General features: G+C 62.0%; 11 protein-coding genes. All 11 read left to right on the forward strand.

The window, feature by feature from the left end:
- The first annotated feature begins 7 nt into the window (after positions 1 to 7).
- Positions 8 to 1,078, forward strand: a complete 1,071-nt coding sequence (gene mraY / locus ABL914_RS04135; RefSeq protein WP_391561893.1) for a phospho-N-acetylmuramoyl-pentapeptide-transferase — start codon at positions 8 to 10, stop codon at positions 1,076 to 1,078.
- Positions 1,075 to 2,421, forward strand: a complete 1,347-nt coding sequence (murD, locus tag ABL914_RS04140; protein WP_391561894.1) for a UDP-N-acetylmuramoyl-L-alanine--D-glutamate ligase — start codon at positions 1,075 to 1,077, stop codon at positions 2,419 to 2,421. Before mraY ends, murD begins: the two co-directional genes overlap by 4 nt.
- A complete protein-coding gene (locus tag ABL914_RS04145; protein WP_391561895.1) occupies positions 2,421 to 3,641 on the forward strand; it encodes an FtsW/RodA/SpoVE family cell cycle protein in 1,221 nt (406 codons plus the stop codon). The genes murD and ABL914_RS04145 overlap by 1 nt, the downstream gene beginning before the upstream one ends.
- The gene (gene murG, locus ABL914_RS04150) at positions 3,638 to 4,813 is read left to right on the forward strand and encodes an undecaprenyldiphospho-muramoylpentapeptide beta-N-acetylglucosaminyltransferase (RefSeq protein WP_391561896.1); all 1,176 of its coding nucleotides are present in this window, start codon (positions 3,638 to 3,640) and stop codon (positions 4,811 to 4,813) included. The genes ABL914_RS04145 and murG overlap by 4 nt, the downstream gene beginning before the upstream one ends.
- Before the next feature lie 32 nt (positions 4,814 to 4,845).
- Entirely contained in the window at positions 4,846 to 6,261 is a 1,416-nt protein-coding gene (gene murC / locus ABL914_RS04155; RefSeq protein ID WP_391561905.1) for a UDP-N-acetylmuramate--L-alanine ligase, read from the forward strand.
- Positions 6,258 to 7,262 carry a UDP-N-acetylmuramate dehydrogenase gene (gene murB, locus ABL914_RS04160; RefSeq protein WP_391561897.1) on the forward strand — a complete coding sequence of 335 codons (1,005 nt, stop codon included), beginning with the start codon at positions 6,258 to 6,260 and terminating at the stop codon, positions 7,260 to 7,262. Before murC ends, murB begins: the two co-directional genes overlap by 4 nt.
- Entirely contained in the window at positions 7,259 to 8,203 is a 945-nt protein-coding gene (locus tag ABL914_RS04165) for a D-alanine--D-alanine ligase (RefSeq protein WP_391561898.1), read from the forward strand. Before murB ends, ABL914_RS04165 begins: the two co-directional genes overlap by 4 nt.
- The gene (locus ABL914_RS04170; RefSeq protein WP_391561899.1) at positions 8,200 to 9,168 is read left to right on the forward strand and encodes a cell division protein FtsQ/DivIB; all 969 of its coding nucleotides are present in this window, start codon (positions 8,200 to 8,202) and stop codon (positions 9,166 to 9,168) included. The genes ABL914_RS04165 and ABL914_RS04170 overlap by 4 nt, the downstream gene beginning before the upstream one ends.
- Entirely contained in the window at positions 9,168 to 10,448 is a 1,281-nt protein-coding gene (gene ftsA, locus ABL914_RS04175; protein ID WP_391561900.1) for a cell division protein FtsA, read from the forward strand. Before ABL914_RS04170 ends, ftsA begins: the two co-directional genes overlap by 1 nt.
- Before the next feature lie 110 nt (positions 10,449 to 10,558).
- Positions 10,559 to 12,253 carry a cell division protein FtsZ gene (ftsZ, locus tag ABL914_RS04180; RefSeq protein ID WP_391561901.1) on the forward strand — a complete coding sequence of 565 codons (1,695 nt, stop codon included), beginning with the start codon at positions 10,559 to 10,561 and terminating at the stop codon, positions 12,251 to 12,253.
- Positions 12,254 to 12,348: 95 nt separating this feature from the next.
- Positions 12,349 to 13,330, forward strand: a 982-nt coding sequence (locus ABL914_RS04185) for a tetratricopeptide repeat protein (RefSeq protein WP_391561902.1), incomplete at its 3' end; no start/stop codon positions are given.

Here is a 13,330-nt window from a genome sequence, read left to right on the forward strand (position 1 = left end):
CAGGGCTATGCTCTACCTGATCGCGCAGTATTTCCAGTTTGAGGGTGTGGCAAACCTCATCCGGTACCAGACTTTCCGCGCCGGTGCCGCGCTGATGACGGCGCTGGTGATCGGCCTGATCATCGGCCCGCGGTTTATCGCCATGTTGCGCGTGCGGCAGGGCAAGGGCCAGCCGATCCGCGAGGATGGGCCCAAAAGCCATCTGGCCAAACGTGGTACGCCAACAATGGGCGGTCTGATGATCTTGATCGCGCTGGTCGCATCGATGTTGCTGTGGATGGATCTTTCCAGTCCGCTGGTCTGGGCCTGTCTGGCGGTGACCGCCGGGTTCGGTTTGATCGGGTTTCTGGACGATTACGACAAGGTCAAGAAGCGCTCGCATGCCGGGGTTCCGGGCCGGGTCCGGCTGGCGGCGGAATTCATCGTCGCCGGGATCGCATCATGGATCCTGGTCAGCCAGGTCGATACCAACCTCTACGTGCCGTTCCTTTCGGGCCGCTACATCCCGCTTGGGCCGTTCTACTATGTTTTTGCAGCTTTCGTGATTGTTGGCGCGGGCAATGCGGTCAACCTGACCGACGGGCTTGATGGCCTGGCGACCATGCCGGTAATCATCGCCGCCGGCACCTTTGCGGTGATCGCCTATCTGGCCGGACGGACCGATTTTTCGGCCTACCTTGGCATTCCGCATGTTCCGCGGGCTGGTGAACTGGCAATCCTGTGTGCCGGGATCATGGGGGCAGGCCTGGCCTTTTTATGGTTCAATGCTCCGCCGGCGGCGGTGTTCATGGGCGATACCGGCAGCCTGGCACTGGGCGGCGCGCTGGGTGCGATTGCGGTAGCAGCGCATCATGAGATTGTTTTGGCGATCGTTGGCGGGCTGTTCGTGGCCGAAGCGTTGTCGGTGATTATCCAGGTTGCGGTTTACAAACGCACCGGCAAGCGGGTGTTCAAGATGGCGCCGATCCACCATCATTTCGAACAATTGGGCTGGCAGGAATCGACCGTGGTGATCCGTTTCTGGATCGTCTCGATCGTGCTGGCACTGATCGGACTATCGACGCTCAAGCTCAGATGATTACTTCGCCCGCCTTTGCCGGAAAGAAATACGCGGTGCTGGGTCTTGCCCGTTCGGGCATGTCGGCGGTGGAAAGCCTGCTGGCCGGCGGCGCGCAGGTTACCGCGTGGGACAGCCGTGAAGAGCCGCGCCGCATGCTTGAAGGGCGCTGCGAACTGGCCGATCCGGTGGGGCTGGACCTGACCGGCTTTGACGGCGTTGTCGTCAGCCCCGGGGTGCCGCTTAACCAGCACCCGATAGCCCAGCATGCCGCCAGCTTTGCTGTGCCGGTGATCGGCGATATCGAACTGTTCGCGATTGCCCGGCCCGATCTGCCCGCGCACCGGGTGGTGGGGATCACCGGAACCAACGGCAAATCGACCACCACAGCGCTGGTTCACCACATTGTCCAAAGCGCTGCTTTACCAGCCCGGATGGGCGGCAATATCGGGCTGCCGGTGCTGGCGCAGAACCCGCTGGATGCAGGCGGGGTCTATGTGCTGGAATTGTCGAGCTATCAGATTGACCTGACCCACAGTCTGGCATGCGAAGTTGCCGTGCTGCTGAACCTGACCCCCGATCACCTGGATCGTTATGATGGTTTTACCGGCTATGCGGCGGCCAAGGCCCGGCTGTTTGCGATGCAACGGCCCGATCAGGTTGCCATTTTCGGCGTGTCCGATGCCAAGACCCAATCGATCGCTGCGCGCGAAAGCCATTTGCGCGCGCCCGATAAGGTTTGCAGTGTCGATGGCAAGGACCTGGCCGCGCTCCAGTCCAATTGGCCTTCGCTGCAGGGGCCGCACAATTTGCAGAACGCCGCCGCTGCGGTGGCGATTGCTGAGGCGCTGGGGCTGACCCCTGCCCAGTGGCGTCCTGCGCTGGCCAGTTTCCGGGGGCTTCCGCACCGGATGGAACGGGTGGCCGATATCAACGGGGTGATGTTCATCAACGATAGCAAGGCGACCAATCCGGCCTCTACCGCCCCGGCGCTGGCAGCGTTTCCGCCGGCCCCCAATCGGCGGGTTCACTGGATCGTCGGCGGATTGCCGAAGGGTGACAGTCTTGATGAATGCGCCCCGTGGTTCGGTAATATCGCCGCGGCATATACCATTGGTGAAGCCGGACCCCGCTTTGCCGACCAGTTGGAAGACGTGATGCCGGTTCGCCGCAGCGAGATGATGTGCGAAGCGATCCGCCAGGCCATGATCGATGCCAAACCCGGCGATGTGGTGCTGCTTTCACCGGCCTGCGCCAGCTTTGACCAGTTCCGGGACTATGAAGCGCGCGGTGATGCCTTTCGCCAGATCGTGATGGCACTAAGCGCGGATGATCTGGGCAGCGCGGCCGGAGGGCAGCGCTGATGGCCTCAAACCCGCCTGCAACCCCGCGAACCGGCCGTGCCCAGATTGAAGGCGCTGCGCTGCGCCAGCGCAGCAACCGCCGGGGTGAATTCGCGATCTGGTGGCGCGAGATTGATCGCACGCTGCTGACTTTGGTGCTGGTGCTGATGGCAATCGGCACCGCCGCCGTTGCTGCATCCAGCCCGGCCAGTGCCCGCCGCCTTTCGACCGCCAAGACCACGCTGGATGATCTGCATTTCTTCTACATCCACTTGCGCTGGCAGTCTGCGGGGCTGCTCGCGCTGTTCGGAGCCAGCATGCTTAGCCGGGAAACCGCACGCCGGGCCGGGATCCTGCTGGGATTTGCGATGCTGGCCGGATTGATGCTGGTGCCGATCTTGGGCTTTTCGGTCAACGGGGCCAAACGCTGGCTGAACCTGGGCATGTCGCTTCAGCCCAGCGAGTTCCTGAAGCCGGCTTTTGCGATCATGATGGCATGGATCCTGTCATGGCGGGTGCGCGATCCGCATCTTCCGGTGATTGAACTGTGTACAGGGCTGATGGGCGGGATTGCGATTCTGCTGATGACCCAGCCCGATTTTGGATCAACCATCCTGTTTGCGGGCGTCTGGTTCGCAATGGTCCTGATGAGCGGGATTTCCCTGAAGCGGATCGGCCTGGCCGGCGGGTTTGGCGCGATGGGGGTTGGGCTGGCCTATATGTTCTATGAAAACGCCCGGCACCGGATCGATGCCTTTCTGGGCGGGGGCAGCGCTTACGATCAGGTTGATCTGGCCCAGCGCACTTTAACCGCAGGCGGCTGGACCGGCAGCGGGCTGTGGCTGGGCACCAAGAAGCTGGGCCTGCCAGAAGCCCATACCGATTACATCTTCTCCGTGATCGGCGAGGAATTCGGGTTGATTGCCTGTGCGATAATCGTTGCGCTCTATCTGGCTGTGGTGGTGCGGGTGATGCTGCGCCTGCTGGATGAAGAAGATCTGTTCACCGCCCTTGCCGCCGCCGGACTTACCGCGCAATTGGGCGGCCAGGCGTTCATCAACATTCTGGTGAACCTGCAACTGTTTCCATCGAAAGGCATGACCTTGCCCCTGATTTCCTATGGCGGCTCTTCCACCATCGCGATTTGCCTGGGGGTGGGTCTGTTGCTGGCAATTACCCGCCGCAATCCCTTTATCCGCCGCGAAAAACTCTCGCTGCGCCAGTTGGGGTTGGCGAAATGACCACAGTTTCACGTCACTATGTCCTGGCTGCAGGCGGCACCGGCGGGCACTTGATTCCTGCCTTTGCGCTAGCGGTAGAGCTGGAGCTGCGCGGTCATCATGTGGCCCTGATTACGGATGATCGCGGCAACCGCCTGCCGGGCCGCCCGCACACGTTGGTCAGCCACGTATTGCCGGCCGGGCGTTTCGGCAAAAACCCGCTGCACTGGCCCAAGGGGATCGAGGCGGTACTTGAAGGCAAGCGGATGGCGCTTCGGCTGTTTGAAAGCTTTCAGCCCAGCGCGGTAATCGGGTTTGGCGGCTATCCGGCTTTCCCGGCGCTGTGGGCCGCCACGGGAGCCGGCATGCCCAGCGTGATCCATGAACAGAATGCGGTGCTGGGCCGGGTCAACCGGTTCCTGGCCGGACGGGTCAATGCCATCGCAACGTCGTATAGCCAGGTTGACCGGCTGAAGGACAAGCACGCCCACAAGGCCCACCTGGTCGGCAACCCGGTTCGCGCAGAGGTGCTGGCGCTGCGTGATCGGCCGTTCCCGGCGTTCAGCAGCGAAGGCTTGCTGCGGGTGCTGGTAACTGGCGGCAGCCAGGGTGCCAATGTGTTGAGCCAGGTGGTGCCCGATGGTCTGGCGATGCTGCCCCCGGCGTTGCGCGGGCGGTTGCAGGTTACCCAGCAATGCCGCCCAGAGGATATTGATGCGTTGCGCAATCGTTATGCGGCGCACGATATCCCGGCTGAACTTGGTACGTATTTCGAAGACATGGCCAGCAGGCTGGCGGATTTGCACCTGTTCATTGGCCGCGCCGGGGCATCGACCGTGGCCGAGCTGACTGCGGTGGGCCGTCCGGCGATCCTGGTTCCGCTACCGATCGCAACCGACGATCATCAAGCCGCCAACACCCGTGAAATGTGTGCCGCCGGGGGCGCGCGGATGATCCGGCAAGACCGGTTCAGCGCTGCAGAACTTGCCAAGCAGATTCAGGCCATTGCGATGAACCCGGCAACCTTGGCCACGGCCGCGCATGCCGCGTGGAATTGCGGACACGCCAGTGCCGCTGCAGATCTGGCCGATCTGGTCGAAGGATTTGGCGGAGCGCCGATGATGGATGTGATTACGCCGGCTGGGGCTGAAGCCAAAGCCGGACGCAAAGCCTTGGCAAAGGACCGCGCATGAAGGCCGCGCTGCGCCAGAAGACCGGACACCGGATGCCGACAGAGATTGGCACGATCCACTTTGTCGGGATCGGCGGGATCGGCATGTCGGGCATTGCCGAAGTGATGCATAATCTGGGCTACAAGGTTCAGGGCAGCGATATTGCCGAAGGTTATGTGGTTGAAGGCCTGCGCAAACGGGGGATCAAGGTTTTGATCGGCCACTCGGCCGAAAACCTGGGCGATGCGGCGGTGGTGGTTACCTCTACGGCGGTGAAGCGCAGCAACCCCGAAGTGGCCGCAGCACTTGAAAATCGGATACCTGTGGTTCGCCGGGCTGAAATGCTGGCAGAACTGATGCGTTTGAAACGCACGGTTGCTGTGGCCGGAACCCACGGCAAGACCACAACCACATCGATGGTTGCAGCTTTGCTTGATGCCGGCGGGGTTGATCCCACGGTGATCAATGGCGGGATCATCAACAGTTATGGTTCCAATGCGCGGCTGGGCGAAAGCGATTGGATGGTGGTTGAAGCCGATGAGAGCGATGGATCGTTCCTGCGGCTTGATGGCACCATCGCAATCGTTACCAACATCGATCCGGAACACCTTGAACACTATGGCACTTTCGATGCGATCAAGGAGGCCTTCGTCGAATTTATCGAGAATGTGCCGTTCTATGGCTGCGCGGTTTTGTGCATTGATCACCCTGAGGTGCAGGCGGTAATTCCCAAAGTCCGCGATCGCCGGGTTGTGACCTATGGCTATAGCGCGCAGGCCGACGTGCGCGGTGAGAACGTGACCCCCTATCCCGGTGGAAATCGGTTTGATGCGGTAATCCGCCAGCGCGATGGCAGCCAGCGCCGGATCGAAGCGATCGATCTGCCGATGCCCGGCCGGCACAACGTTCAAAATGCGCTGGCGGCAGTGGCCGTGGCAAGCGAGATGGGCGTTTCTGATGCGCTTATCTGCACCGGCTTTGCCAAGTTTACCGGGGTCAAGCGCCGCTTCACCAAGGTCGGCGAAGTGGCTATTGGCACTGGGGCGGCCACGATCATCGACGATTATGGCCACCACCCGGTTGAAATCCGCGCCGTGCTGGCCGCTGCGCGCGAAGGGGTGGGCATGGGCAGAGTTATCGCTGTGGTTCAGCCGCACCGGTTCACTCGGCTGCGCGATCACATGGCGGACTTTGAAGCCGCCTTCAACGATGCCGATATGGTCTATGCCGCGCCAGTCTATGCCGCCGGCGAAGCGCCAATCGAAGGCGTGGACAGCGCGAGTATGGTCGCGGGGATGAAGGCGCGCGGGCACCGCAATGCACAAGTAACCTCAGACCCGGATGAGCTGGCCGATGCCTTGGCCGATGTGGTGCAGGCGGGCGATATGGTGGTTTGCCTGGGCGCAGGCGATATCACCAAGTGGGCGGCGGGTCTGGCAGATGCGATTGCCAAGCGGAGGGGTGGGTGATTACCAACACGCTTCCTTCAGTTGCAGGCAAATTGACCGCCGATGCCCCGCTGGCCCCGCTGGTCTGGTTCAAAAGCGGCGGTGCAGCGCAGTGGCTGTTCGAGCCCAAGAATCTGGCCGATCTGCAGACTTTCCTTGCAGACCTCGATCCGGCGGTGCCGCTGATGGCGCTGGGGCTGGGATCCAACCTGATCGTCCGCGATGGCGGGGTTCCCGGGGTGGTGGTGCGGCTGGGCAAGGCCTTTGCGCATGTTGCCAAATGCGCTGATCTCACGCTCGATTGCGGGGCCGGGGCCAGCGGCATTCTGGTCAGCTCAACCGCGCGCGACGAAGCGATCGCGGGGCTGGAATTTCTGCGTTCGATCCCCGGAACAGTTGGCGGGTTCGTGCGGATGAACGGCGGTGCATATGGCGGCGAGGTCAAGGACATCCTCATTGATTGCGATGTGGTGCTGCGCGATGGCGCGCTGGTCACGCTGTCTGTAGAGGATCTGCACTACACCTATCGCCATTCCGAATTGCCCGAAGGCGCGATGGTGGTGGCGGCGCGGTTCAAGGGGCAACCCGGCGAACCGGCAGCGATCCAGGCCGAGATGGACCGGATTGCGGCCAGCCGCGAAGCCAGCCAGCCGCTGCGCAGCAAGACCGGCGGATCGACTTTCAAGAACCCGCCGGGGCACAAGGCTTGGGCTCTGGTCGATCAGGCCGGGTGCCGGGGGCTTGTCATGGGCGGGGCGCAGGTCAGCGAAAAGCACACCAATTTCCTGCTCAACCTTGGGGACGCAACCAGCGCGGATATTGAAGGCCTGGGCGATGAAGTGCGGCGGCGCGTGCAGGAAAGCTCGGGCGTTACGCTTGAATGGGAAATTCAAAGAGTAGGCACCCGTGCCGGAACGCCCGAAAATGAACGAGTAGGCACCCGTGCCGGAACGCCCGAAAATGAACGAGTAGGCACCTGTGCCGGAACGCCCGAAAAAGAACGAGTAGGCAAGGTAAAGTGACACTTCCCAAACTCCACATCGCAGTCCTGATGGGCGGTTGGTCAAACGAGCGACCGGTTTCGCTGATGAGCGGCGAAGGCGTGGCCAAGGCGCTGGAAGCGCGCGGACACCGCGTGACCCGGATCGATATGGACCGCAATATTGCGCAGACCCTGGCAGAAACCAAGGCCGACGTAGTGTTCAATGCGCTGCATGGCAGCCCGGGGGAGGATGGCTCGATCCAGGGACTGATGGACCTGATGGGGCTGACCTATACCCATTCGGGCATGGTTACATCGGTGATCGCGATCGACAAGGAGCTGACCAAACAGGCGCTGGTTCCGCACGGTGTACCGATGCCGGGCGGACGGATCGTGCCGGTTGAGGAAATCTTTCAGAAAGACCCGCTTGAGCGGCCTTATGTGCTGAAACCCGTCAACGAAGGCTCTTCGGTTGGCGTTGCGATCATCACCAATGAAGGCAATTATGGCAATCCGATCAGCGCTGGCGCCAAAGGGCCGTGGCAGGAATTCGATAGCTTGCTGGCCGAGCCGTATATTCGCGGGCGCGAACTGACCACCGCGGTGCTGGGTGATCGGGCGCTGCTGGTGACCGAGCTCAAGCCCAAATCTGGCTTCTACGATTTTGACAGCAAATATACCGAGGGAATGACCGAGCACATTTGCCCGGCCGAAATTCCTGACGAAATCACCAAGGCCTGTCTTGAACTGGCCTTGCGCTGCCACCGCTTGCTGGGCTGCAATGGCTGCAGCCGCACCGATTTTAGGTGGGATGACAGCCAGGGGATCGAAGGATTGTTTGTGCTAGAAACCAACACCCAGCCAGGGATGACCCCGCTTAGCCTGGTGCCCGAACAGGCCCGGCATCTGGGGATCGAATACGGCGAACTGGTAGAGATCATCATCGCCGATGCACTGGCGCGAGGGGGGAAGGCCAAGTGAGCGGGCAGAAGATCAAACGCGGCGGCAAGTCTGTGCGCAAGGCTGCGGCCGCACAGGGCAAGGCGCGTCAGGTCCGCAAGGCGCGGGCCCAGACCGGATCGCTGATCGATAGCGTGATGGCGCTGCAGCCGTTCAGCGAAAGCCAATTGCACCACATCTTTCTGGCAATGATCCTGGGATTGGCCGCAGTGCTGATCTGGGTGGTGGCAAGCTTTGCCGGCGTGCCCGCGATGGCCCAGGCCGAGATGGAGCGGCTGGCGCACCAAAGCGGATTTGAGCTGCAGCGCGCCGAAGTGCGCGGCACCCAGCATCTCAATGAATTGAAAGTCTATTCGATCGTGCTTGGCAGCGGCAATCGCAACCGGGCGATGCCGTTTGTTGATCTGCACGCGATCCGCGACAAGTTGATGGTGCTGAGCTGGGTTGAGGAAGCGCGCGTTTCGCGCCGCCTGCCCAATACGGTGGTGGTTGATATCGTTGAACGCATACCCGTGGCGGTGCTTTCGCGGCCTGGGCGGCTGGCCCTGATCGACGCCAAGGGCCGAGAACTGGAACCGATTGCACTAAACCGGGTGGGCAAGCGGATGGTCCTTTCCGGCCCTGGGGTTGGCGCGCAAGTAAGCGCATTGACCGCGCTGCTTGATGCCGCCCCTGCGCTAAAAACCCAGATCAAGAGCGCCGAATGGATTGGCAATCGGCGCTGGAACCTGACCTTCAAGACCGGGCAAATCCTGGCTCTGCCCGAAGGCGATGAAGCCGCCGGCAAGGCCTTGGTGACATTTGCCCAGCTTGATGGCCGCAACCGCTTGCTGGGCGGCAAGGCCGTGGCATTTGATATGCGCGCAGGCGATCGGATCTATCTACGGATGCCCAGTCGGACCGATGCCCAGGAGCAATCCGGCAGTGCTGCACCCAAACCCAAGGCTCCTTCCAGTCCCAGCGCCAAGTCAGAAGGAGCCAACTGATGGCGAGCCCACGCATCGCCCGCGTGTTTGGCGCGGTTAACATCGGATCATTTCGCATTTCGGCAATCGTCGCCGGGCTGACCGAAACCGGCGAAATGCTGGTGCTGGGTTCAAGCCACCGTGCCGCGGACGGGATCAAACGCGGCTATGTTACCGATATGTCCGCGGCGGCCTATGCCGTGCGCGATGCAATCGAGCGCGCCGAAAAAATGGCCAATACTTCAGTCACCAGCGTGTGGATCGGCTGTTCTGGGGCCGGGCTCGCCAGCCAGGTAGCACAGGTGGAAGTCGATATCGGCGGACGCCGGATCGAGGCTGAGGATATCGAGCATCTGCTGGTTACCGCGCGCGATGTGATCCAGCCTGATGGCCGAATGGTTCTGCATGCCCAGCCCGCCCACTATACGCTGGACGGGGCAGATGGCGTGGCCGATCCCAAAGGGCTCCATGCCGAACGGCTGGGCGTTGATATCCATGTCATGCTGGCCGATGGCGCACCAATCCGCAACATCACCGAAGCCGTCCAGAATGCGCATCTTGATGTTGAGGCCGTGGTCGCATCGCCGATCGCAGCGGGCCATGCCTGCCTTAGTGCCGAAGAGCGCGAACTGGGCGTGGCCTTGGTCGAATTTGGCGGCGAAGTTACCAATGTTTCAGTCTATGCCGCCGGAATGCTGCTGGGGCTGGTCACAATCCCGCTGGGTTCAGGGGATATCACCGATGCGGTGGCATCGGCGTTTGGCATCCGCCGGTTCCAGGCCGAACGGCTCAAATGCGTCCACGGCTCGGCAATCGCCAGCCCGGCCGATCACCGCGAGATGATCCCGGTCAACGCGCCGGGTGAAGAAGGCGTTGGCCCGGCCGCCCGCCATGCTGATGACAAAAACCGGATTCCCCGTGCTGAACTGGTTTCGGTGATAACCCAGCATCTGGGCAACTGGATCGAGGAAGTCAGCCGCGCGCTCAAGGGACTGGGCTTTACCGGCCAGCGCGGCCAACTGGTGGTGCTGACCGGCGGCGGGGCAGAACTTGCCGGAATAGCCGACTATGCCCAAAGCGCCTTGGGAAAACCGGTGCGGATCGGGCGGCCACAGCAGGTTAAAGGTCTGGCAGAAGCCCATGCTACGCCGGGATTTTCCACACTGGCTGGTCTGGTGCTTTATGCTGCGGCCGATCCGATCGACATTCGCTCGATCCGTTCCAATTTTCAACCGACCGTTCGCTATACCGGGTTGGGGCTGGTCAGCAGGCTATATCAGGCCGCACGCGAGTATTTTTGAATTGGCGGCTGTGGACAAAGGGTTTTGTGACTTTGCTTCGCGGAATCGAAGAGTGCAATGAATGTGACAAGTGCAAGCGTTGCAGCTGTCGCGCGGACTGGAGAGCGTAGATGAGCATCAGTATCGGACCTCCCGCTGTTGAGGAACTTCGCCCGCGGATCACCGTGATCGGCGTGGGCGGGGCTGGCGGCAACGCCATTACCAACATGATTTCGGCCGGGATCGAAGGCGTCGATTTCGTCGTTGCCAACACCGATGCCCAGGCGCTGAACAATTCGGTTGCCGAACACCGCATCCAGCTGGGTACTGATATCACCCAGGGCCTTGGCGCAGGCGCCCGCCCCGAAGTGGGCCGGGCTGCTGCTGAGGAAAGCCTGGCAGAGATCGACCGCGCGCTGGAAGGCGTGCACATGTGCTTCATCGCCGCCGGAATGGGCGGCGGCACCGGCACCGGCGCAGCACCCGTGGTGGCCAAGGCCGCGCGCGAAAAAGGCGTGCTGACTGTTGGTGTGGTGACCAAGCCGTTCCTGTTCGAAGGCACGCGCCGGATGCGTGCTGCCGAGGCGGGGATTGAGGAGCTTCAGCGCCACGTTGATACATTGATCGTCATTCCCAACCAGAACCTGTTCCTGGTTGCCAAGGCTGATACCACCTTCAAGGAGGCCTTCACCCTTGCAGACGAGGTGCTTCAACAAGGTGTCCGTTCGATCACCGATCTGATGGTGATGCCCGGCCTGATCAACCTGGATTTTGCAGACGTCCGTTCGGTGATGGCCGAAATGGGCAAGGCGATGATGGGCACTGGCGAAGGCCAGGGTGAAAACCGCGCATTGGAAGCTGCGGAAAAAGCGATCGCCAATCCGCTGCTCGATGGTGTTTCAATGCAAGGCGCCAAGGGCGTGATCATCTCGATCATCGGCGGCGAAGACATGAAGCTGCTTGAAGTGGACGAAGCCGCGAACCACATTCGCGAATTGGTTGATCCCAATGCCAACATCATCTGGGGCAGCGCGTTTAATCCCGATTTGCAGGGCAAAATTCGCGTTTCGGTGGTTGCCACCGGAATTGAACAGAACGCCGATCAGGTGGTTGAAGCCGCCAGCCGTCCGCTCAATCTGAGCACCGGCCGGGGGCCGGCCCGTCCGGCGCTGGCTGTACCCGCTGCGGCCGAGCCACTGTTTGAGCGCGCCAAGGCGCCAGAGCCCTCACCGGAACCGGAAGTTGAGGCAGAAGAGCCTGAGGCGCGTGAACCCGAAGTTGAAATCGAAGCTCCCGCGACGGCGGCTGACGATGATTGGGATATGCCCGAATTCGAAGCCGAAGAAGAAGGCGGCGATGAGCCGTTTGAGCTGAAGCTCGAGGCACCGGAAGGTGACGCGGATGCTGGTGATAGCGATGGTGCGGATGATGCTGAGGATGCATTGCTGCTCGATGCCGATCGCCTGGCGGCAGACGATGAACCGGTAGGCGGTGGGCTGGCAATGCCCGGCCGTCGGCGCGGGCTTGTGTCCAGCGGCGATGATACGGTCGCCGAACCATCGGCACCGGCAGCATCTGGCGGCGGCGATGGCGAACCTGGCACGGCATCTGGGGCAGCTGGATCTGGCAGTGGAGCATCTGGCAGTGGCGGGGAGGCTCCAGCAGCCCGCGCACCCAAGGCCGGAGGCGGGGCAACGCTGTTCGAGCGGATGGCCAACCTTTCGCGCGGTGGCCGTTCTTCGGACGACGATGGCGATGATGATGGCGGCGATGATGGTCCGTCGATCTCGATCCCGCGGTTCCTGGGGCGTCAGAACAACCAGTAACCAATTGTCCGTTTTGGTGCAGTTCAGCCATGGCTGGGTAATAGCCCGGTCTGCGCCGACTTGCGCGGCGCGTTCAAAAGGTTAACGCTGCAGCGATGCAAACTACAGGTTCCCCGCAAGTGCTGATCCGCGCCCTGGCAAGCGCCGGTGCTGCGGCGCTGGCGATCGGATCGTATCAGGTAAAGGCGCAGGTCGCTCCTGCTCCGCCAGCCGGCGCGGTCAGCCAGCCTGTGGTCCAACCGGTCCCGGAACGTTCAGCCGGAATGCGGCTGAACGATGCGTTGAATAAATTGGCCCGCAACCCGCAAGATGTTGAAGCCCTGATTGCAGCAGGCCGGGCGTCGCTTGATTTGGGGGATGTTCAGGCGGCGATCGGCTTTTATCAGCGCGCCGATACGCTGTGGCCCGGCTCGGTCCGGGTCAAGGCTGGTCTGGCCGGGGCTCACGTCTTGGCTGGCGATCCGATCACCGCGATTGATCTGTTCAATCAGGCCGAAAAGCTGGGCCCGCTTGATGCTGCGGCCTTGTCTGATCGCGGGCTGGCCTATGATCTGGTGGGCGATAATCAGACCGCGCAGCAATATTATCGCCGTTCCCTGGGATTGGCCGGCAACGATGAAACCAGCCGCCGCCTGGCGCTGAGCCACGCGATTGCAGGTGACAAGCGCGGGATGGATCTGGCGCTGGCTCCGCTGCTGGAACGCAATGACAAGGCCGCCTGGCGCACGCTGGCCTTTGGCCAGGCCATTCTGGGCAATATGACCAGCGCAGAGACGATTGTGCGGCAAAGTGTGCCGGAAAATCTGGCTGAAAAGTTGGTTGGCTATATGGGCTTCATGCCGCGCTTGACACCGGCCCAACAGGCTACGGCTGCAAACCTCGGGATATTTCCGCGGTCAGCCGAAATTGGGCAGGATGACCCGCGCTTTGCCCTATATGCCCGCCCACGAGTAACACTGGCCAGCGCCGCGCCAGCGCCGCGTCCCGGTGATGGGAAGGACAAGGACAAACCCAAAGGCCGCGATAAGCCGCGCAGCGCAGCGCCCACCCCAGCGCCAGCTCCGGCAACCAGCGCCC

It is taken from the genome of Novosphingobium sp. (genome assembly GCF_040079535.1).
Taxonomy (GTDB): domain Bacteria; phylum Pseudomonadota; class Alphaproteobacteria; order Sphingomonadales; family Sphingomonadaceae; genus Novosphingobium.